Below are 22,847 nucleotides of genomic sequence, written 5' to 3'. Positions count from 1 at the left end.
TATCTATTATTCTTCGTTCTTCTTAAGACTTAAGCCCAGATCTTCAAGCTTGGCAATAACCTCTTCAAGAGACTTTCTTCCAAGGTTTCTGATACCAACCATCTCTTCTGGAGTCTTCTCTGTAATTTCCTCAACAGTGTTGATTCCGGCTCTCTTCAAGCAGTTAAATGAACGAACTGAAAGCTCAAGTTCATCAATGCTCATCTGAAGCACTTTGCCGGACTCTTCCTCGATAGGCTCTGCGATGATAACCGCATTTGATGCTCTCTCTGACAAATCAATAAATGTATTGAGATGCTCACTCATAACCTTGGCAGCAAGGCTGACAGCCTCGTCTGGAGCAAGTGTTCCATTAGTGAATACATCCAATGTCAACTTGTCATAATCAGTCATCTGACCTACACGAGTATTCTCTATAGAGATATTTACTCTCTCAATTGGAGTAAATATGGAATCAATCGGAATGACGTCAACCGCCATCTCCTCTCTCTTATTCTTATCAGAACTTACATATCCACGACCATTTACAACAGTCATCTCAATGCTAAGTTTACAGTCAGCACCACCGTTCAAAGTAGCGATAACCTGATCCTTATTGATAATCTCAATATCAGAGTCACACTTGATGTCAGCTGCTGTAACAACGCCCTCGCCTTCAGCTTCGATGTACATAGTCTTAATCTCACCAAAGTCCTCACTTGTATTCTTAATAGCAAGGCTCTTGATGTTCATAACGATCTCAGTAACATCTTCCTTTACTCCAGGTATTGCACTAAACTCATGTACAACGCCGTCAATACGAATATGACTAACAGCAGTACCTGGAAGAGATGAGAGCATTATTCTTCTCAAAGAATTACCCAAAGTTGTTCCGTATCCTCTTTCAAGTGGTTCTACTACAAAACGACCATATTTCTTGTCTTCAGAAATCTCTGCAATTTCAATACGTGGCTTTTCAAATTCAAACACTCTAGGACCCTCCTTTTGGGATTTTTATTACTTGGAGTACAACTCGACGATAAGCACCTCATTAACTGGAACATCGATCTCAGCTCTTGTAGGAACCTGTGTTACAGTTCCCTTAAGATTCTCATGGTCTGCCTCTAACCAAGCAGGTACCATACGAGCTCCTGTTACCTCGAGGATATCTTTATATCTCTGTGCTCCTTTGAACTTTTCTTTGATTTCAATAACATCACCAGCTTTAACCTGATATGAAGGAATGTTTACTGGCTTACCATTTACAAGTACATGCTTGTGATCTACGATCTGACGAGCTTCTTTTCTTGTTCTTCCATAACCAAGACGGAACATAACATTGTCAAGTCTGAGCTCAAGGAGGATCATAAGATTCTCACCAACTGTACCATATTTTAACTTCTGAGCCTTTGCATAGTAGTTACGGAAAGGCTTCTCGAGTACACCATAGATGAACTTAGCTTTCTGCTTTTCCTTCAACTGTGTTCCGTACTCGCTTAATTTTCTTCCACTTCTAGCATTTCTCTTAGACTTCTTATCAATTCCAAGATATACTGGATCCAAGTCAAGAGATCTACATCTTTTCAAAACAGGCGTACGATCTACTGCCATTTTTAATACCTCCTAAATCTGTATAACAATTAAACTCTTCTACGTTTTGGTGGTCTACAACCATTGTGTGGAACAGGTGTAACATCCTGAATACTTGTTACTTCAATTCCGCAAGCCTGAATAGCACGGATTGCAGCTTCTCTACCTGAACCAGGTCCCTTAACCATTACCTCTACTGACTTCAATCCATGTGGCAAAGCAGCCTTTGCTGCTGTCTCTGCTGCCATCTGCGCAGCATATGGAGTAGACTTTCTAGATCCACGGAATCCAAGTCCACCTGCACTTGCCCAGGAAATAGCATTTCCCTGCATATCTGTCAGAGTTACGATTGTATTATTAAAAGATGACTGAATGTGCGCTTGTCCACGGTCAATATTCTTCTTGACACGTTTTTTAGTCACTTTTTTTGCAACTTTCTTAGCCATTGACAAAACCTCCTAATTATTTCTTCTTATTAGCTACAGTACGCTTTGGTCCTTTTCTTGTTCTGGCATTAGTCTTAGTCTTCTGACCACGAACAGGAAGTCCCTTTCTATGACGAATTCCTCTGTAGCATCCGATTTCTTGTAGTCTCTTGATATTAAGAGCAATCTCTCTACGAAGGTCACCCTCAACAACCTGAGTTCTGTCAATAACATCACGAATCTTAGCTACATCTTCATCGCTAAGATCTTTACAACGGATATCAGGATCTACATTAGCTTCTGCCAAGATTCTCTTGGAGCTTGCAAGACCGATACCATAAATATAGGTAAGACCTATCTCTACACGTTTTTCTCTTGGTAAATCTACACCACTGATACGAGCCATGTGTACTTTACACCTCCATATTTTCTTTAAAATTTCCGCACATATGTGCAATTACTTCATGTTGAGAAAGCTTCACAGATCACTCCACTTTCTCGCAGCCGCTTTAAATCATAACAATGCTTTACATAAGAAAACTTAAATAATTCCTTTATCTAATTCAGAGAAATGTAAAAGCATTAGCGCTATGATATCACAATGTATACCGATGACGGCGGTATATATTGTAACACAGAAAGCAAGACTTCTATCATATATACAGCCTAAAGCCACACGCTCCAAGCATCAGATAAATTCTTAGCCCTGTCTTTGCTTGTGTTTTGGGTTCTCGCAGATAATTCTAACGCGACCCTTTCTCTTGATAACTTTGCACTTTTCGCAAATTGGTTTTACTGAAGATCTAACTTTCACAGTATAAACCTCCTTTCGCTTATTGCTTTGTTTCTACAGCACTTTGCCTTAATCTTTTGGGTTAGAAAGATTATAAAATCGCGCAAAAAGAGCGCAATGCGACAAAGTCCATTTACAATAATATCATACTTTTTATTCAATTGCAAGTTTTTTTTGACTTTTATTTTAGCCAAGTTTAATTCCATATATCTTACATCCGCGTGTTCCAATAATCAAAGTATCGTTATAAACAGCCGGACTCGCTTCCACGTTGCCACCTCCAAGGCTCAACTCGCTGGCAGTTTCTCCAGTCAGTCCATCCACCATTATTAGTTTCGAATCACAGCGGGCATAGACCACCATGTCTTTTCCACCGCTCCCCTCTTTGTTGTATACGCATACAGGAGATGACCAACTGTAGGGGCCCTCCTGCTCCCAGACTATTTTACCTGTCGCCTTGTCTATGCAGGCAAGGACACCCCTGCCCGTCCCCTTGGTTCGACTAACTGTTACATATATATACTTATCCAAAGACTTCTTTCCGCAGGCAATAGTCGACTGAACTCCACCAGATGCACCATCCACAGATGAGCACGTATAATCTCTCTTCCATATAACTTTGCCGTTGGAGGCATCGATTTTCCATATAGGTACTTTCGCAGTAGTCTTGCTTCTCCATCCCAGATGAAATGATGTACTTATATATAAGTAGAGTTTGCCTTCTTCTACTGACAAAACCGGCGTGGAGTTAGAATCATCTACTATGTCCTGAACCCAACAAACCTTCAGGGTATTGAGGTCAAGGCACATGAGATTTCCACCGTTGTCTGCTATGTAAAGATAGTTTCCATATATAGCCGCACTGTCCTCCATGCCCACCCAGTAGTTCTGCGTGTTGTTTCGCTTTCCTTTGTAGCGCCACTTTACTACATTTTTCGGATTTATGGAGAGCTTACCCGTGCTCTTATCATAGGAAGTGTTGAGCTTTATCAAGTACAGAATTCCATTTTCTCCGGGTTGTATCAACGTGTCGGTCTCAGCATCCACCAAGGCGGAGGAGTCAAAGTAACTGAGGTGCCCTCTCAGGGAAAACGGATCCACACTACCATACTCATGCATCACAGTGCAATCCACAAGATTTATGATAAATGCTCTGGCTGTCCCCTTGGCACTATCGTAGCCGGCACCTACATACATGATAGGATATCCTCTTGGATCAAGAGCACCTGCACCCTTGAATACAAATCCAAGTTTCATAGGTTTTCTTGTAGCTCTTCCTGTCTTAATATCAAGAAAATATATGTTTCCATCCATGCTGGCATATATAGCTTCAACAAGATTATCATCTTCCTTGGCCCATTTCTTCATCTTCATATGCTTTTTAGTTTCTCTGGGCCAGTGCGCAAGAAGGGGTTGTCCTGTCCATCCGTTGCCACTCCAATATGCCTCTCCAACCCTCATTGATCCCGTACCCACATTCCAAAGGGGCTTGAGTTGGTACTTTTTCATCTCCGCCTCGCCAAATGTGGGATTGTCTCTGAAGTTGTTTCCTCGAAAAGTTATAACTCCCTCCAAGTCGCTGTAGGCAGATGGTGCACCGAATGTTATATCATTCGCTGAGTGGTACTTCTTCACATTTTTTCCGCCGACGTTGACCTCCGTAAACTCCATCATCTTCGATGGAATCGTTTCGCTGGTATGTGAAACTTCGAAATTTTCAATCAACTGTTTTTCTGTCTCACTTTCCGGAGCAGCATTGTCAGATTCCTGAGATTTAGTCTCTTCTGTCAAGTCAGCATTTCCGGCTTTGTTTCTTCCAACGGTGAAGAGCACCGTAAACAAAGCGCCTATTCCCATAGCTACAACAACCAATATGATCCCTATTATTTTAATTATCTTTTTCATGCCTATCTCCTCTTATCCAGCCCATATTATTCTATAACTTCCAACCTAAACTTAAATTTTTTGGATTTATACTTCTTGGTCTTTTTAGCCTTGACGGTAAAACTATACGTTCCCGTCGGCGTAATGTCAGACGATGTAAATATTCGACCATTTTTCTTCACCTTTATCCCAAGTTTCTTATATTTTTTAGAATAATAGTAGGCGATAGGCTGCTTATACTTATTTCGAAGCTTAATTCTATAACTGCTGCCCATGGCAACTTTCTTCTTCTTCACCAACAACTTAACTTTACTCGCCTTTCTCTTGGTGGTTTTCTTAGTAGACTTGCTGGTGGTTTTCTTCTTAGAAGATTTCTTAGGCGATGCAGTCGTCTTAGGTTGCACTTTTGCAACCGGTGTTGCCGTCGCCTTAGGAGCCAAAGTAGGTTTAGACGATGCAACCGGCTTAGGCGTGGCAGTCGGAGCCGAAGTCTCCTCGACTTGAACAGTATCAACAGCTGTTGCCCTGAAGCTTATCCCCCCTTGACAATCATCATCCGATGCCAGACCATAGAGGTAGCCCTTATAGCTGGTTACTGCCTTATCATATACATATTCATCCCCTAATTGCTTGGAAAACGGTTCAAAAACTCCAGCCGTATACTTCCATATACTAGTATAATCTCCATTTTCACCGGGACCTGCATATATAAATCCGCCTTTTATAGTACATACCGATATGGAGTCATAGAAGTATTGATTATAATTGTGTTTAAGCATATCAGAATCAAAGCCTATCTCATTCATTTCTACATACTTTCCATTTTCAATTTTTGCTATGGTTAGGTTTGGATTGTTCCATGGGCAACTACCAAACACATACATAGCTCCATCGCTTTCTACCGACTTAGGATTGTATGCATAATGTGGGATCTCAACATAAGTATCTCCGAGTCCGGTATCAATTCCATAATTCTTTATCGCCTTGTCTCCATCAAACATATATAGCTTCTTATCAAATGTCATCACGGAAGCTCCATCGGCCAATCCCGTTGAATCAAGGCGATCGAATCCACCACTTGAAGGATCATATATATATACATGTTCTTCAGGAGAGTCGTCCCACACATATCCTCTGGTATCCTTGGTCATAGTTCGGCCTTCAAATACTATTTTTCCCTGCCATGACACGGCAGATATATCAGCCAGCGCCTCGGGAAGCTTGGTTGGCTCAGACCATCGATCGGTCTTGATATCATACTCCCAGATCCTTCCACAGTAAAAAGAAAACTCATACTCTGATCCCAACTGCATAAAATAAATCTTATCATTCATTGGAATCAATGGACCATTGGCTGTGAAATACGTATCTCCATCCTCTTTGACAGGACTTGAGAGAACTTTTTCAAATAACTTATCGCTTTTTCCCGCATAAACTTGCTTTACATAAGTTCTATCGTTGGCACTTGTCACAGAAATTCTCAGCATGCCTGCCGGACTTCCATCCGTCTTGGCAATTATCTCCTTGTCGGACCATTTTTCTATACTATTGAAAATTTTCCTGTACTTTTGGCCACTGCTTGATTCAATTGCAACTTTTCCCTCTTCATTTCCAAAGTTAAAACCGCGGATTATGTGCTTGTCACCGACAACTTCCACTTCAGATATGCACGGACAAATTTCCTCGTCAGGGACTGCAAAATCCACAATTCCAGAACTTGCACAACACTCCTTCAAGTCAGAAATATTCCGAGTATGACCCACTATCTCTGCTTTGAGTTCCTGAGGAGTTGCTGACATGTTGCGAGATTTGAAGATAGCTGCAGCGCCGGCAACGGCAGGGCTTGAAAAACTGGTTCCGGAATTGATGGTAAAGTTCGAAGAAGACGTCGCTATGCCTATGGAATCCATGTAAATACCGCCGTCTTTGCCTCCGACATTCTTAAAGCTCATGCGATACTGAAAATTTTCCAGATCCGCCACATCTATGATTTTATTGTACACGCGGACAAAAGCTGTATCCGATATATACGCATCTCCGCCATATACCTGAATCCAGTTACCATCTACATCCTTTACTTCGCACTTTACAAACCTCGATTTGGCATCATTATATCTAAAACAATAGGTGAGTTTATTATCTGTCAATTTCCCCTTGATAATGTCGCTTATATTTACCGGTTTCGAAACCAGTATCACCTCTGCATCCCCCTCATCAGAGTAAATATGATAGGATTTACCGCCTTGAGCTGAAACCTTATCGCTGATTTCAACCTTAACCTTTTTCCCATCAGGATTTGATAATTCAAAAGGGACAGGCCTGTCGTCATCTGCGCCATAGTAGTATGCTTCCTCAACCGGCGACAGATCTACATTATATGATGATTTAGAATTGTTATTAGCTAGTAGTATATCTTGCCCCGGAGCAAAAACATCAGCATATGTCTTACCATAAGTTGAGAAATAAGCCATCTTTCCATCAATATCTGAAGCTCCCACACGAATCACATATGGATTGTCATAAAACTTACTAGTCACATTTGGAATTCCATCACCCTGCATCATTTCATTTCCTGCAGCAAAAACATTTAAAACTCCATAGTTAGCTCCCAAATCTCTGACAGCATCTTCCACAGCTCTAGAAGAACATTCATATCCCCAGGAATTGTTCATAATATCTATATCAATCCCGGCCTCGTTCGCCCTCTTGACAAACGAAAATCCGTCGAGAATACTGGCCAAACTGAATTCCGGCGTGATTTCCAGCTCAATACCAACTATCTTTGCCTTAGAAGCAGCACCGCTAATTCCCTTTTCATCCCATTTTCCGGCAATTACACTAGACACCATCGTGCCGTGAGAATCAATCACATCGTGAACATAACCAGGATCATCCACAACTGACTGATCAGTCGCCAGAGTCTTGTATCCATGTTCAGCACATCCAAGCTTCTCCTGCTGCTCCTTGCTAAAGGTCTTCATTCTGTCTGTCAAATCCGAATGGGTCCAGTCAACTCCCGTATCCATTACGGCAACGACAACCTCATTATCCATGTTTGATTCGCCACCCCAGTTAGGAATATTCATAGAATAATTATCCTCACCACTGTGAAAACCTCTGCCGCCAAACCCCCACTGCATATCTCTAAAATCTCTCGTGTTGAGATTGCTTCCACTATTTCTTGGATCCGGTGACGCATCTGCCAAACTCTCCGCACTGAACTTGTAATTCGGCTCAGCATATACCACCGAATCATCTTCCGCCAACTCTTCCAACAACTCCCTGGTAGACTTGGTAGAGTCGCTTATATTGACTATCTCTGTAGTTGCTGTGCCGTCTTCCGATAAGAGCTTTTGCTCACTATCCCCCTCTAATTCATATAATTTTTTAGTTTTATATGAACTCTTTGCTGATTTTCTGAGAAAGCGACTCTCCGTCTTGTTAATTCGGGCAATCACCTCGCCCTCCACGTATCTCTGACCATTTATCATTTCATCGATGTTTTCATACCATTCTGATGAAGTTTCAGCTGCCTTAACTGCCGTCCCTCTCTTATCAAGGTAAAATATTCCGCCTGCAAATTGCTGTGCCATAAGCGCAGTCGCCAACATGACACCCACTATTCTCCTCTTCATAATTTTCCAATCCTTTCAAGTTGATTATAGAACTCCCTTATTATATTATACTTGCGTAAGACACTAAAATCAACCTGTATAATTTCAGATTATTTTGACAGAGTGATTGTTCAGTTGCTTGTTATTGAAATATGCAAATTGCAATCCCTTTATATCGAAACACGAATACACTTTTTTCGAAAGTACGCAGTTTCCCCTTGCATAATCACTTCAGATTTGGTACAATTACATAGGAAATGTCTTACGACTGAAAGGAGTAAGACCAGCAATATGCGTTTCCAACCGGATGACATCGGCTTTTGCCGAATGACATAAAAGCTTAAGGGGTTTTGTATATTCCTTTTGTTGATGTGATGTCACTCCTTCGACGTCACATTGACGTGCTAACTCATCACAGGAAAAGGCACTCTCCGTGCCTTTTCCATATTTTTATCAATTTATTATAACATCAGGGGAGCTTGTGAGACAGGCTGAGAACGAGATGAAAGCTCGGACCCTTAAACCTGACTTGGATAATGCCAGCGTAGGGAGATATAGAGTTTTAGTATTATCTCTCGGTGAATCATAGATTCAGCGAGTTTTTTTTATGGAGGAAGACTATGAATTGTTCAAAAGAGCAAATCTTACTATATGCTATCACCGATAGACATTGGCTGGGCAACCGTCCTCTAACAGAGGTTGTAGAAGAGAGTCTTCGCGGTGGAGCTACTATGATTCAGCTCCGTGAGAAAAATCTAGATGAAGCGGCTTTTCTCCAAGAAGCCAAAGCACTTCGCGATCTTTGCAAGAAATACAGCGTACCATTTATCATAAATGACAATATAAGCATCGCTGCAGAAGTCGACGCTGACGGAGTCCACGTGGGACAAAGCGATATGGCAGCTTCAAAGGCAAGAGAGATTCTCGGCAAAGACAAGATTATAGGCGTAACGGCCAAGACTATCGAGCAGGCAATTGCCGCCGAACAGATGGGGGCTGACTACCTTGGCGTCGGCGCAGTTTTTCCCACGAGTTCTAAAGAAGATGCACTTCCAATAACTCATGAGATGCTTCGCAAAATATGCGAAACCGTCTCAATTCCCGTAGCTGCAATAGGCGGAATAACCAAGGATAATATTCCGCAACTAAAGGGCAATGGTATAAGCGGAATTGCGACAATAAGTGCCATCTATGGCATGCCAAACATCGAAGAGTCAACAAGAGAATTAAAAAAGATTATAACACAGACTGTCTTATAGTCTAGTGTTAGATGCGACAGATTGGGGGCACCACCTTCTGCCGCTATATAAAATTAATGCTAAGAATAGGAGGATTCTTATATGAGAACAGCATTAACAATCGCTGGAAGTGATTCTAGCGGAGGCGCCGGTATTCAAGCAGATATTAAAACAATGATAGCAAATGGCGTATATGCCATGAGCGCAGTGACAGCATTGACTGCTCAAAATACGACGGGCGTCACGTCTATACTCAATGCCACCGACGATTTTTTGGCCGATGAGTTAGACTGTATCTTTACAGATATTTTCCCCGATGCAGTTAAAATCGGGATGGTTTCTGAGGCGAGTTTAATACGAGTGATTGCAGATAAACTCAGGAAGTATGGAGCAAAGAACGTTGTAGTCGATCCAGTCATGGTTGCCACTAGCGGATCATCTCTCATAAACAATGAGGCCGTCAGAGTTCTGTCTGACGAATTATTTCCACTGGCAACAGTTATCACTCCAAATATTCCGGAGGCCGAGGCACTCTCAGGCATGAGTATTAAATCAAAAGCCGATTTAACAAAAGCAACTGAGCAAATCCAACAAAAGTACAGCTGTTCCGTACTTTGTAAGGGAGGACATTCTCTAAGCGAAGATGCCTGTGACGACTTACTTCTCACCAAAGACGGTGAAGTCCACTGGTTCTCCGGTGAAAAAATCAACAATCCCAACACTCACGGGACAGGATGCACACTGTCATCAGCTATTGCATCAAACCTAGCAAAGGGTTATGATTTATCCGAAGCAATAGAGCGAGCAAAAACGTATATTTCCAAAGCCATTTCATCCGGTCTGGATCTTGGAAAGGGCAGTGGTCCGATAAACCATGGATTTGATATTAATGGTTACTTTACAAAATAATTATAAGTATATGGAGGAAAAAAATGAATTACACTACACAAATGGATGCGGCGCGCAAGGGTATTGCCACCGAAGAAATTAAAACTGTTGCAAAGAAAGAATATATGGATGTGGATAAGCTCATGAAGCTTGTCGCCGAGGGAAAAGTTGCCATTCCGGCAAATAAAAATCACAAATCTCTTGACCCAGAAGGCGTGGGCTCTATGCTCAGAACCAAAATAAATGTAAACCTTGGCGTATCTCGAGACTGCAAGGATTATGACATCGAGATGCAGAAGGTTATGAATGCAGTAAACTTTGGCGCAGAGGCGATTATGGACCTCTCTAGCCATGGAAATACGCAGCCGTTCAGACAGAAACTCACAAGCGAGTGTCCTGCAATGATCGGAACTGTACCTGTATATGACAGCGTTATCCACTACCAGCGAGACCTTGCAACCCTAACAGCTAAGGACTTCGTAGATGTAGTAAGACTTCACGCAGAAGACGGTGTTGACTTTGTCACACTTCACTGTGGAATCACTAGAAAGACTATTGAACAAATTAAAAAACACAAAAGAAAAATGAATATCGTAAGTCGTGGTGGCTCACTTGTATTCGCATGGATGAGCATGACCGGGGAGGAAAACCCATTTTACGAGTACTACGATGAAATCCTCGAAATATGCGAAAAGCACGACGTAACCATCTCTCTCGGAGATGCATGTCGACCAGGATGTCTTGCAGACGCAACTGATGTATGCCAGATTGAAGAACTTGTTCGCCTCGGCGAACTCACAAAGCGCGCATGGGACCACAACGTGCAGGTAATGGTAGAGGGACCAGGTCATGTTCCACTAGACCAAGTCGCAGCAAATATGAAAGTTCAGCAGACAATCTGTATGGGAGCTCCTTTCTACGTTCTAGGACCTCTTGTAACTGACATTGCACCTGGATATGACCATATCACTTCTGCTATCGGCGGCGCAGTTGCAGCTATGAACGGAGCAGCATTCCTCTGCTATGTTACACCAGCTGAACACCTTGCACTTCCAAACGTAGACGATGTTAAGCAGGGAATCATCGCTTCAAGAATCGCTGCCCATGCAGCGGACATCGCCAAGGGAATCCCGCATGCAAGAGATATTGACGACAAAATGGCCGATGCCAGAAGAAACCTCGACTGGGATGCTCAGTTCGAATGCGCCCTTGACCCTGAAACAGCCAAGGCAATCCGCGACGACAGACTTCCAGAAGATGACCACTCTGAAGCATGTAGTATGTGCGGAAAATTCTGTGCAGTTCGAAGCATGAATAAGGCGTTATCCGGTGAATATATTGATATATTGTAAAACAAGTTAATCTACATAATCATGGGGGCTGTCGCACTAAGACAGTCTAAAAACAGGAAGAGTCTAACCGACTCGAGACGCAATGCATGCGCATTGAAGTCTCTCTCTGGTTGGCCTCTTCCTGTTTTTTTGGAAACGCATATTGCTGGTCTTACTCCCTGTGGTCGTAAGACAATTATTATACTTATCTAGTGCTGACATTCCTCCAAAAAAATAATTGTCTTACAAGCAATATGCGTTTATTGTCTTACGAACGACGTGAGTAAGACCAGCGCCATGCGATTCCGATGTTTCCAATAAAATCTCAGGCTTCGAAAAAGCTGAGATATCGTATGAATCAAAGTATTCAGGCAGAAGGCTCATTCAAGTCTCTCTCCCCTCTCGGGGCATGCCAAATCTTCTTTTTTCAAATAGGCATGCCCTTCACGCTTATCAATCAAGCCTCTCCCCCTCTCGGGGCATGCCAAAACCTCTTTCTTCAAATAGGCATGCCCCTCACGCATTATCAATCAAGTCTTTTCCCATCTCGGGGCATGCCAAATCCCCTTTTTTCAAATAGGCATGCCCCTCACTCTTTCTCGAACAAGTCTCTCCCCTTCTCGGGGCATGCCAAAACCTTTTTCTTCAAATAGGCATGCCCCTCACGCATTATCAATCAAGTCTTTTCCCATCTCGGGGCATGCCAAATCCCCTTTTTTCAAATAGGCATGCCCCTCACTCTTTCTCGAACAAGTCTCTCCCCTTCTCGGGGCATGCCAAATCCTTCTTTTTCAAATAGGCATGCCCCTCACTCCTCAATTAACAAAGAATTTTAATAAAATCTCCCTAATTTAGCCTGCAAAAAGGAGCTGAGCACTAACAATTTTTTAATTGTTAGTGCGACAGCCACATTTATTTTTATTGCTATAAAACAAGAGCAGGATATGCTGCTCTTGTTTTATACTCTCTAAAAATCTTAATAATGGGCATTATTCGCATACATATGCTTTAAATACTTTACTCCATCTAAGCTTTCTGCCATTTTTTTTAAATGACTTATAAAACAATTTAAAGTAATTCTTTTTAAATTTGTACGCATAGTCCCATGGTATTGCTTTTTCCCCATCACCTATAATAGTTGGAGTCTTTTTCCCCTTAATATAAATAATACATCTTCTACTCCTAGAACTATCGTTGTACATATTATAATACCAATACTCACACCAGTACTTTACACTTTTAGGAATAATAATTTTATCAACAAATCCAATACAACAAATTTCACTCCCCAAAGTTCTTATCCCTTTGGGAATATTTACAACATTATTCTTGTCACTTTTAACGGCAACAAGGGTTTTGCTTTTTTTCTCATATATACAATTTTGCTTTTGCTTTATATATTTGTTTTTCTTTGAAACCTTTATAGTTTTAGGCTCAAAGAAATTAAAAGCATTCCGTCCAACCGTTCTCACTTCTTTGGGAATCACAGCATTCTTCTTTTTCTTTGAAAACATAAACATCGAATAATCTGATTTGTTCAGTATCACATCGCCTTTTTCCAAGAAAAACTGATTCCCAGATTTTATATGCAATCTTTTGAAACTCTTGCAGAGCCAAAAAGCTCCTATGTCAATCTTAGAAACATTTTGCGGAACATCTATTCTCTTTAATTTAGAACATCTTGCAAATGTGTAATCCTCAATCTCTTTTAATTGCTTCGGCAGATGAATTTTCTTCAATCCTGTCAAGCCCTGAAATGATGATTTTGCTATAGTTTTAACTGAATCTGGAAGTACAATTTCCTGAATATTTGTATTATTGGCATGCATTAATTCCTCTGTAGACGCAGCTCCGTCACAATCACTATTATTATTCATCACACCAAAAATATTGATTGAAAGACCGTCGTCATCTTCATCATCGTCAGGCGCAGCTGTACTGTTGCTAGTATGTTCAATACTAGTAACAGGCACGCCCTCAATATTTCCCGGAATAACGAGTTTCTTACAAGACTTCTTGGCAGTTATTTTACGAATACAACATCCCTTTGAGCCAACAGCTACTTTTAATATAACATCTTTATTAAGTGATATATCCTTAACCTCTACTGGCTGTGCTACTAATTCTTTTGCTTCTTCCGTCTGTCTTGGCAATATACTATCTGCAGCTTCTGTTATATGATTTTCCGCTTTCCCACAAGCGCAAATTACAATAAGCACTACTAACGAACTCATTGCATATCTTTTAAATGTTTGCATAATCTTAATCCTCCATAAAATAACTACTTTATTGTATCCGGTGTATCTCCAAATGGAGTTACGCTTACAGAACCATACATATCAAGGTATTTATCTTCACTTTCCCCGGCAGAATTCATGTATCTTTTTAATCCCAAAAGTCTGTATGTCGCATCCTCACGCTGATTATCCTAGGTAAACGGAATGCTTTTTTTTACATGATTATAATCTCCATTTTTCTCTATTATTTGTGTGCATGCGCACACTTGCCTAAACCATTATATATAATGTCAAGTACTTTTTGAGAAAAAATTGGATTAATAATTGTCTTACTAGCAAAGCTTGTAAGACCAGCAATATGCGTTTCCAATTATTTCAAATCAGAATAGTACGTATTCTGATTTGTTTTTATTATTCTGCATCCGTGTTTTTTAAACAACTTATTATACTTTCTAGCAACTTTTTCTTTGAATTCAAATTCAACACCTATTGGTATAACTACATATCCATTTCCTTTAAATCTTGGAACTCTATTACCTTTAACAACAATCACTGTCGATTCTGTATTACCATGCTCTGTATACATATGCCTTGCCCACTGTTCACACCATACCCTTACAGTTTTCGGGAGAGTAATCTTATTCACATAGCCTACTACTGCTATTTCTTTACCTAATACTTTTACTCCATTCGGTACCTTTACTTCCCTTTTGGAGTTTGATTTTACAAAAACAAGTTTTCCTGTCTTCTTCTCATATAAGCAATTACTCCTCATTTTCAGGTATTTATTCTTCTTTGAAAGCGTAATTGTACTTGGCTTAAAGTAGTTAAAGGAATCTCCACAAAAACCTTTTACTTCTTTAGGAATAACTATGTTTTTCTTAAAATTGGCAAATGTATACATATACATCTTATCTCTCTTGAGAATACAATCTCCTATTTCTACATAGTTTTTGTTTCCCTTTTGGATATGAATTCTCTTTAAATTTGAGCACAATATAAATGCACCCATTCCAAACTTTTTACATTTCTTTGGAATATCAATTCTTGTAAGCCTAGAGCATCTTGCAAATGTTCTTGTGCTAATCTTTTCGAGATTTTTTGGTAACTTTATTTTCCTTAGTCCTGTTAGTCCCATAAAAGAATATCCTTTAATTCTTCTGATAGAATCCGGAAGAATAATCTCCTCTATATTTTTATTATTGGCTTCATACCAATCTTCTGGTGTTCCTTCTTCCACATCACTGTTATTATTCTCTTTGCCAAAAATGTTATAAGTACTATCTTCAATTGGTTGCCATCTGTACTCGTATTCTATCTTTGTTACAGGTTTGCCATCAACCTTTCCTGGTATTACAATCTTCCTGCATGATTTTTTCGCAGTGATCTTGCAAATTGAACACTCCTTTTCGCCCATTTCGACTTTGATTGTCACTTCATCACTGAGTTTTACTGTCTTCACTGATATTGGACTAACCGTCGGAGTTGGCTCTGGCTTTTCTGTCGGCTCTGATGTGGGATTTATTGTCGGTACGTTACTAGTAACCACATTTTCTGCATTATATACCTTATTAGTTGCTGCACTACTCGTAGCAACAGTGTTTCCCACTTGTTCTTTGTTGCATGCACATATTGATAGCAATGCTATAACTAATATAGTGTTTTTAAGTTTACTCTCTCTTTTCATTAATTATACTCCTTAATTACTTGATTGTATCCCACTCTGTTCCCTGAGGATAAACACTTACAGATGCATACAATTCACCATTACACCCTTAGTAATAATAACACTAATATTAGTCAATAAAATGGCATATCTGTTTTTTTTACTTGTCTCAATTAGCAAAAATTGTCTTACGAACGACGTGAGTAAGACCAGCGCTATGCGATTCACAAAAATTGTCTTACAAGCAAAGCTTGTAAGACCAGCAATATGCGTTTCCAAAAAAAGTCAGGTAGTCACTCACACAATGACTCCTGACTTTATACTATCTACTTCTTATCTTTTTTCACTACACCACCAACAATATATCCAACAGCTGACAAAGCTCCAAGAGTTATGAGTATTAACAACCCAGGAACAAATCCGGCATTGGTTCCATCAAAGCCAACTAAGAATGCCTCTGCAAACGTTTCAACACCCTTTCTTCCAACTTGGATTTTGTTGCTGACAATATCTTGTCCGTCTACTATTGCCACAACTTCATGTTCGCCGGGCTCAAGATTTTCCGGTATTTGAGCATTTAATTCAAATATTCCGTCGTCATTCACAACAACCTCACCTAGAGAAATCTTATTATCCGATCTAAGTTCCAAAGACACTTTTGTTCCCTCGATCTCAGTGCCCTCACCTGTTATTGTGAGATTTCCGCCTGCATGAATAAGGCTTCCATCCGACTCCCTAACCGTTAACTTGATTCCATCCGAACTCGAAGAATTCTCTGAAGTATCATCACTTACTACCGCAGCTGGCTCTTCTGCTGATTCCTCATCCGCGCCCGTGCTGCCCTCCACTTCTTCATTGGCCTTTCCGGAATCTTTCTCTTCCTTCTCAGAATCAGCTTTAGCTGCTTTCTTCTCCTCTTTTTTTGCTTTTTTATCTTTCTTGTCTGATTTTTCTGAATCCTTATCATCTTTCTTTGATTTGGACTCTTTATCGTCTTTAGCTTTATCTTTCTTGGAATCCGCTTTCTTGGATTCTTTGATTTTTGACTTGTCCGACTTTTTTGTGTCTTTCTTGTCACTCTTAGAATCCGCCTTGGTAGCTGTTCCTGATTTCTTCTTCACACTTGTAACAGTCTTTTTTTCTACAGTCTTTGAAGAAGATTTCTGAGATGATGTTGTCTGCTGAACATTTTTCTCAGATGATGATTGAGATTGCTCTTGCTTAACCTGCTCTTTCTTCTCATGAGCTTTTCTATACTCAGCCTTGCTTCCGTATATGGTTTTTCCATCCCAATCCGAAGGAATTTCATCACCTTTGGTTGCATCAAATCCTATCCAAGGCATTGATGCACCGGTTGCATCATCGTATCCATCAAGATCGCAATCCTCATATACTATCGCTTTGGCATCTCTACTAAACTGAGGTATTGCAATAGTCAGCGTTCCAGCAAACAGGGCTATCGACGCAATTCTCAATATTCTATTAAATCTTAGCATATTCCTTCCTCCATTCCTTATCTTCAACTTCATGAATCTCGTCTTCACTTGCAGCAACCAATGTCGCAGATACAATAGCCGCTGTCGCATTTGTCGCTGTTCTTCCCGTGTCTGCAATAGACGAAATAGGAAGAGTTAAGACGATGAGTTCAAGAGGCAGTCCCAGTATAGTCAGTAGACTTGCTGTTGTTACCGTAGCAGTTCCAGGTACACCCGCCGTTCCAAGTGATATAAACAATGATACTACCACTAAAAGCACATACTGACTGGCACTGAAGTTAATCCCGAGACCATTTATTCCATAAATAGCAATTATAACCGGCCAGATTCCTGCACAACCTGGCATTCCAATAGTTGTTCCAAGAGGTGTGGTTACATCTGCCACTTTCTCATCTACACCAATTTTATTCTTGAGAATATCAAGTGATACCGGCAATGTTCCCGCACTTGACTGGGTTGAGAACGCGATAACCTGCGCTGGGAATATTTTCCTAAAAAAATAGATCGGATTTAAATTTGTAAACAAACTAATTAATGCACCATTAATTACCCATGTATCGATTACAAATGCGATAAATGATACAATTAATAATACTACGAGCGACCATAGCATTCCCTTCTTGTTTACTCCATTTCCTATGCTTGTTGCAATCAAAGAGAGGACTGCATATGGCGTGAGGCGAACTACTATTGAGAGTGCTTTGAATATAACTTCCTTAGCCGCCTCCACAAAATCCTTAAATGGCTTAACTTTCTCAGGATTCTTGTTCGCAACAAGCACATATGAAACAGAGATCAATAATACAAATAGGATTACCGGAATTGTATTCTCATCCGCCATATCACTAATTATATTTCTCGGAAAGAAATTCACTACTACTTCCGAAAAAGAAGTAACTTTATTTGTAAATGAAGATGCATCTACTCCCTCTATAGACAAATATGAATCTTTACCTACACCAAATGTGAGTCCCAATCCTATTGTCAATACTATCGCTATGAGCGTCGTGGTTAACAGCCAGAGGATGGACTTAAGTCCAATCCCCTTTAACTGTGCTACTCCTGAAAGTGAAGTGACACTGCTGATTATCGATATGCTGATAATAGGAATAACCATTGCATTTAATACGCTGACATATATCTTTCCTATTGGTGTAATATATGATGTATGTCCACTAAATATAATTCCTACTACAACACCCGCTACAAGTGTTCCCAAAATCAATAATGTAAAGTTAACCTTCTTTTTTCTCAATATAAATATTACTGCAAAAAGCGCTATAACCGTTGCCAGTGCGGCAAATGAGAGCCAATCTATACTCATATCACTTCACCTCATTCTCTATAAACTATTTCTTTACAACTTTTTTGGCTAAGCTGTATCCAGAGTAAACCTTCTTGCTACCAGACTTAATATAGCTTTTGATCTTGACAAACTTTGTGCGCTTGTTGTACTTAATAGTCACTTTGGTAGCTTTTGCTGATGCCTTAGCAATACTCTTATACTTACCAGCTTTCTTTGAAGAGCTGTAAATTACATATCCCTTAGCATTCTTAACCTTGCTCCACTTAATCACAAGCTTGTTTTTCTTCACCTTAGCACTTGTAATCTTAGGAGCTTTTGGTGCTTTTGCGCTAGTCTTTGCATTTGCTTTTGCTGTATTATTAGTTGCTGCAGGTTTCTTAATTTCATCAGCCTTCTTTTCAACCGGTGAGCTTGGCTCAGCTGGGGAAACATTTCCCTTGCTTCCAAGAACAGTAGACAACTCCTTCAAAGCTTCCTGACCGAATTCTACATAGCTAAGGCCATCAATTAATCCCTTGGTAAGATCAACCTCTTCCTCAGATCTCTGAGCTTCTGGCTTTGCCTTTGCTGCCTTTTGCTTTTCTGAATAAGCTTTGGCAGGATCTGTAGCCCAAACCCATGCAAGCTCTAACATGTACTCAGTATATGTTCCATCATTCGCAGCATTCTTGTGAATCCACTGCTTTGTAATAGGCTTTGCAGCCGCCTTATTATACTCAAACAAAAATGGAATTTGAAGTCTAATTGCACTATTTACTTCCCCATCATTAGCCTGATCCCATGGCTTAACCTGAGTTGGCTCTTTGGTAATATCTCCATCTGGATAATAACTAATGCTATTATTCTTCTTTGAATTATTTTCTGTAATAAATTCTCCGAAGTAATTCTTTGCAAGTTCACCATATAAATAACTAATATTGTTACTTCCCTTAGCATCATCAACGGACTCTGCACCAAGCTTTACACTTCCAGTCACGCTTGTTCTGGAATTAAAAGTTGAGCTAACTCCCTTAACTTCTGTATAATCGTCATTCCAGATTAACTGATTACCAATCTGTGGATCATATACATATACTGTCTTTCCATTTGCTTTTGCCTTCTTCTGAACTGAAGAGATAATCGCCTGTGTATTGTGGCACCATGACAATGCAAAGAATACATAATGCTCACCAGGTGAATTCAAAATATCAACTAACTCTCTAAATGTCACCTGTCTGAGTGCAAAACCATCTTTATCAGAATCTTCGAAGAGCTTTACATTCGTTCCAATTCTCTTTCCACCGTCAACCTGTGCCTTCAATGCAGCGGCCTCATATCTTGTATTCTCAATATACGAAGCACTCGCATTCCATACTCTCTGATAATAGTCAAAATCAGAACGAGTATCACCCTTCACAACAGCTCCGCTTTCACTACCGCCGTGAATTAGTTCCTTCACTTCCTTGCTCGCGTCAACTTCTACATCATTCTTAACAAGAACTTTGTCTGTAACTGCTTTTGTTTTTCCATCATTGTGAAGCAGCAATACAAGCGTGTCATCTGAAGTATATTCGGAAAATGTTCCGTCAGGGAAGTTCTTAACCACACTCTCCCAAATCTGGTAAACAGAGTTTTTCTCAAGATGCCTTGATCCATCTCCTCCTGTTACTGTTGTATAGTTCCCGTAAAATGGAGAATTCTTGTCACTTACATCCAACTGATACCCGTCAATTACAGGATCAAATTCATAAATTTCTTTTACTCCATTTTCTTTGGCCTGCTTAGAAAGTTCCGGAACAATACTCTTACTTGAGCTCTTCTCAGGTCCACCAAATATAATATAATAGTCACCCTTTGAGTTGACCAAATCCAACAATCTCTCCTGTGTCAACTCCCTAATAATATTATCTTCTTTCTTTATTCCATATGAATCAACTATATAATTTCCGGTTGTATCCTGTTTGGTAACTGACCATGGAAATTGTTTTGCATCGTTCTCCGCACCCTTGATATCTACACTTTGTACTCCCAGATTCCCTGATAGGATTCCTGCCAAAGCAAAAGCCGCCGTTACTCTTTTAATATTATTCTTTATATTTTTTCTCATATTGATTGTTCTCCTCTCTTTATTTTATCTTTCGTGATCACTTGACTAATTATATATCCCAACGGTTTACTTTGTCTAATCCTTAAAAATTATCGTATGTAATAAGATTTGTTTATTGCAAGAATTGGGGCTGTCGCATTAAAGATTAAAAATCGTTAGTGTGCAGCTCCTTTTTTAGTCTAAAATCAAGGGAATTATCCTAATTTTTTTGATAACAAGCATGTATTCCAGAAAAAGGCGCACTTATCTAAGCCCTGTTGAAAAGCCATTTTAACTTTTTTAAAATTTATGCGGCTCTCAAAGGAAATAAATGTGTCCCAGTTCTGCCATTTTGTATTTTGTTATGAAGTTTATATCGGGGGAGGAAGGGCCGTGAGAGCTGGCGGGGGAGAGGGTGATGCGGTGGTTTTGGTGGTTAGTACGGCTAGAATGGCGAGAAGAAGAAATCTAGCCGTACTGAGGGGGACTGGGGAAACTGTGTCACGGTATTTTGAGGGGCGGTACGGCTAGAATGGTGGGAGCAGGAAATCTAGCCGTACTGAGGGGAAACTGGGGGAACTGTGTCACGACATTTTTGGTGGTCAGTACGGCTAGAATGGCGGGAACAAGAAATCTAGCCGTATTCTTTAAAAAATGGGCTGAACAGAGAATGCAAGTAGAAGAAGAAGTACGGAAAAAACTAAGAAATTCAAAGAAATTTCCGTAAATGGAGATAGAATTGCTGAACGAGTGATTGAATAAGAGAGCATGGTACGGCAAAAAAGAGAGTATCCAAGAAATTTTCCGTAAAAGACGTTCAACCGCTGGTGCAACACCCCCCAGCGCTATGCGTTTATTGTCTTACGAACGACGTGAGTAAGACCAGCAATATGCGATTATTGTCTTACGACCGTAGGGAGTAAGATTAGCAATATGCGTTTATTGTCTTACGAACGGCGTGAGTAAGACCAGCAATATGCGTTTCCCAATAAAAAAAGGGCCTCCCGCGATAACACGGAAGACCTTTTTGGTAAACATAATTATTTTATTGGAGTAAATCACAAAAATATATAATATATTATCTCTTACTAAACTGTGGAGCTCTACGAGCTTTCTTGAGGCCGTACTTCTTACGCTCTTTCATTCTAGGATCACGTGTAAGGTATCCTGCCTTCTTAAGAGTTGGACGAAGGTCTGCATCATATGCATTAAGTGCTCTAGCAATACCGTGACGGATTGCTCCAGCCTGTCCTGTAAATCCGCCTCCCTTTACATTAACAAGTACGTCAAACTTATCTGTCATACCTGTTGCCTCAAGTGGCTGACGAACGATAATCTTCAATGTCTCAAGTCCAAAGAACTCATCCATATCTACTTTATTAATTGTTACTTTACCATTACCTGGTACAAGGTATACTCTTGCAACGCTTGATTTTCTTCTACCAGTTCCATAATATCTCTCTGTAGCCAATGTTATATCCTCCTTTCAGAATTAAATATCCAATGTTTCAGGCTTCTGTGCAGCATGATTGTGCTCTGGGCCAGCATATACATGAAGCTTCTTGAGCATCTGACGTCCCAAAGGTCCCTTTGGAAGCATTCCCTTAACTGCATGAGTCATAACAAATTCAGGCTTCTTCTGAAGCATTTCCTTCAATGTTGTCTCTTTCATACCACCAACATAATCTGAATGATGATAGTAAATCTTCTGGTTAAGCTTCTTACCAGTAGTTACAACCTTCTCAGCATTAACAACGATTACATAATCACCTGTGTCAATGTGAGGTGTATATATAGGCTTATTCTTGCCTCTTAAAACATTTGCAATTTCTGATGCGAGACGTCCCAAAGTCTTTCCTTCAGCGTCTACGACATACCATTTTCTTTCCACATCGGATGGACTTGCCATATAACTTTTCATCCTGGAAACCTCCTATTAGTTTTACATTACTATATTTTCATTGAAATCTTCCTGCAATGTCCGAAACAGTAGATCTCCGACAAAACAAGCATCTTAGCAGCCGGGCTAGACCACATAGAAACTTATGCGTTTTGTCACACCATATTATTGTACACTAGTCTTGAGAGTCTGTCAAGTGTTTTTTTAGTTTAATAAATCTTTTCTTTTTATAGTATATGTAATAAAAAATACAATCAAACCTATTCCCAGTGCAACAATTCCTGCGAACAAACAATACAATACATAGCGACTTTTATGAAAAAGTACACATACTATTGCAGATGAGAACATTATTACACCAATTCCGCTTGATATAGCTAAACCATACTTAGCAATCTTGTCAATTAATCTATTATCCATTTTTCACGATTCCTT

The 22,847-nt window shown here is 40.1% G+C and carries 21 protein-coding genes and 1 riboswitch; of the genes, 5 read left to right on the top strand and 16 right to left on the bottom strand.

Annotated features, from left to right (window positions below):
* Positions 1–6 precede the first annotated feature (6 nt).
* The 7 genes from L877_RS0100925 to L877_RS0100890 form a co-directional block, all read right to left on the bottom strand.
* The gene (locus L877_RS0100925; protein WP_026834492.1) at positions 7–969 is read right to left on the bottom strand and encodes a DNA-directed RNA polymerase subunit alpha; all 963 of its coding nucleotides are present in this window, start codon (positions 967–969) and stop codon (positions 7–9) included.
* Positions 970–996: 27 nt separating this feature from the next.
* Positions 997–1,590: a 30S ribosomal protein S4 gene (gene rpsD, locus L877_RS0100920; protein ID WP_026834491.1), complete on the bottom strand. Its 594-nt coding sequence runs from the start codon at positions 1,588–1,590 to the stop codon at positions 997–999.
* 29 nt (positions 1,591–1,619) lie between these two features.
* A complete protein-coding gene (gene rpsK / locus L877_RS0100915; RefSeq protein WP_022341208.1) occupies positions 1,620–2,015 on the bottom strand; it encodes a 30S ribosomal protein S11 in 396 nt (131 codons plus the stop codon).
* Between the two features lie 16 nt (positions 2,016–2,031).
* Positions 2,032–2,400 carry a 30S ribosomal protein S13 gene (gene rpsM / locus L877_RS0100910; RefSeq protein WP_026834490.1) on the bottom strand — a complete coding sequence of 123 codons (369 nt, stop codon included), beginning with the start codon at positions 2,398–2,400 and terminating at the stop codon, positions 2,032–2,034.
* Between the two features lie 294 nt (positions 2,401–2,694).
* Entirely contained in the window at positions 2,695–2,808 is a 114-nt protein-coding gene (gene rpmJ, locus L877_RS0100905) for a 50S ribosomal protein L36 (protein WP_022749217.1), read from the bottom strand.
* Positions 2,809–2,973: 165 nt separating this feature from the next.
* Positions 2,974–4,692 carry an outer membrane protein assembly factor BamB family protein gene (locus tag L877_RS11620; protein ID WP_051437591.1) on the bottom strand — a complete coding sequence of 573 codons (1,719 nt, stop codon included), beginning with the start codon at positions 4,690–4,692 and terminating at the stop codon, positions 2,974–2,976.
* 26 nt (positions 4,693–4,718) lie between these two features.
* On the bottom strand, positions 4,719–8,306 hold the full coding sequence (locus L877_RS0100890) for a S8 family serine peptidase (protein WP_084554717.1): 3,588 nt from the start codon (positions 8,304–8,306) through the stop codon (positions 4,719–4,721).
* A gap of 440 nt (positions 8,307–8,746) precedes the next feature.
* Positions 8,747–8,853, top strand: a riboswitch (TPP riboswitch).
* A 52-nt stretch (positions 8,854–8,905) separates the two neighbouring features.
* Here L877_RS0100890 and thiE point away from each other — a divergent pair.
* The 3 genes from thiE to thiC all read left to right on the top strand — a co-directional run bounded on the left by thiE (position 8,906) and on the right by thiC (position 11,763).
* Positions 8,906–9,544 carry a thiamine phosphate synthase gene (gene thiE, locus L877_RS0100885; protein ID WP_026834487.1) on the top strand — a complete coding sequence of 213 codons (639 nt, stop codon included), beginning with the start codon at positions 8,906–8,908 and terminating at the stop codon, positions 9,542–9,544.
* 81 nt (positions 9,545–9,625) lie between these two features.
* Positions 9,626–10,432, top strand: a complete 807-nt coding sequence (gene thiD / locus L877_RS0100880) for a bifunctional hydroxymethylpyrimidine kinase/phosphomethylpyrimidine kinase (RefSeq protein WP_026834486.1) — start codon at positions 9,626–9,628, stop codon at positions 10,430–10,432.
* Between the two features lie 23 nt (positions 10,433–10,455).
* The gene (gene thiC, locus L877_RS0100875) at positions 10,456–11,763 is read left to right on the top strand and encodes a phosphomethylpyrimidine synthase ThiC (protein ID WP_034784731.1); all 1,308 of its coding nucleotides are present in this window, start codon (positions 10,456–10,458) and stop codon (positions 11,761–11,763) included.
* A gap of 359 nt (positions 11,764–12,122) precedes the next feature.
* Here the strand turns inward: thiC and L877_RS14455 are convergent, their stop codons facing one another.
* The 6 genes from L877_RS14455 to L877_RS0100840 all read right to left on the bottom strand — a co-directional run bounded on the left by L877_RS14455 (position 12,123) and on the right by L877_RS0100840 (position 20,533).
* Positions 12,123–12,245 (bottom strand): hypothetical protein, encoded by a 123-nt coding sequence (locus tag L877_RS14455; protein WP_278244171.1) that lies wholly within the window; start codon positions 12,243–12,245, stop codon positions 12,123–12,125.
* 486 nt (positions 12,246–12,731) lie between these two features.
* Entirely contained in the window at positions 12,732–14,000 is a 1,269-nt protein-coding gene (locus L877_RS0100865) for a leucine-rich repeat domain-containing protein (RefSeq protein ID WP_026834484.1), read from the bottom strand.
* A gap of 349 nt (positions 14,001–14,349) precedes the next feature.
* Positions 14,350–15,666 carry a leucine-rich repeat domain-containing protein gene (locus L877_RS0100855; RefSeq protein WP_026834483.1) on the bottom strand — a complete coding sequence of 439 codons (1,317 nt, stop codon included), beginning with the start codon at positions 15,664–15,666 and terminating at the stop codon, positions 14,350–14,352.
* Positions 15,667–15,971: 305 nt separating this feature from the next.
* Positions 15,972–17,141: a hypothetical protein gene (locus L877_RS0100850; protein WP_026834482.1), complete on the bottom strand. Its 1,170-nt coding sequence runs from the start codon at positions 17,139–17,141 to the stop codon at positions 15,972–15,974.
* Positions 17,128–18,465, bottom strand: a complete 1,338-nt coding sequence (locus L877_RS0100845; RefSeq protein ID WP_026834481.1) for a dicarboxylate/amino acid:cation symporter — start codon at positions 18,463–18,465, stop codon at positions 17,128–17,130. The genes L877_RS0100850 and L877_RS0100845 overlap by 14 nt, the downstream gene beginning before the upstream one ends.
* Before the next feature lie 25 nt (positions 18,466–18,490).
* Positions 18,491–20,533 (bottom strand): hypothetical protein, encoded by a 2,043-nt coding sequence (locus L877_RS0100840; RefSeq protein ID WP_026834480.1) that lies wholly within the window; start codon positions 20,531–20,533, stop codon positions 18,491–18,493.
* 372 nt (positions 20,534–20,905) lie between these two features.
* Here L877_RS0100840 and L877_RS14020 point away from each other — a divergent pair, with 372 nt between their 5' ends.
* Complete coding sequence (locus L877_RS14020; RefSeq protein ID WP_156922950.1) at positions 20,906–21,043, top strand: hypothetical protein; 138 nt, start codon at positions 20,906–20,908, stop codon at positions 21,041–21,043.
* Complete coding sequence (locus tag L877_RS0100830; protein ID WP_207637208.1) at positions 21,024–21,239, top strand: hypothetical protein; 216 nt, start codon at positions 21,024–21,026, stop codon at positions 21,237–21,239. The genes L877_RS14020 and L877_RS0100830 overlap by 20 nt, the downstream gene beginning before the upstream one ends.
* A 351-nt stretch (positions 21,240–21,590) precedes the next feature.
* Here L877_RS0100830 and rpsI read toward each other — a convergent pair whose 3' ends face one another.
* From rpsI to L877_RS0100815, 3 genes are all read right to left on the bottom strand, one after another.
* Positions 21,591–21,983, bottom strand: coding sequence for a 30S ribosomal protein S9 (gene rpsI / locus L877_RS0100825; protein WP_026834478.1), 393 nt, complete (start codon positions 21,981–21,983; stop codon positions 21,591–21,593).
* Between the two features lie 21 nt (positions 21,984–22,004).
* Positions 22,005–22,433, bottom strand: coding sequence for a 50S ribosomal protein L13 (gene rplM, locus L877_RS0100820; RefSeq protein WP_026834477.1), 429 nt, complete (start codon positions 22,431–22,433; stop codon positions 22,005–22,007).
* A gap of 183 nt (positions 22,434–22,616) precedes the next feature.
* Entirely contained in the window at positions 22,617–22,832 is a 216-nt protein-coding gene (locus L877_RS0100815) for a hypothetical protein (RefSeq protein ID WP_026834476.1), read from the bottom strand.
* Positions 22,833–22,847 lie beyond the last annotated feature (15 nt).

Origin of the sequence: Eubacterium xylanophilum ATCC 35991, assembly GCF_000518685.1 — a bacterium.
Classification (GTDB): domain Bacteria; phylum Bacillota; class Clostridia; order Lachnospirales; family Lachnospiraceae; genus Eubacterium_F; species Eubacterium_F xylanophilum.
This window is presented reverse-complemented; position numbering and strand designations above follow the sequence as displayed.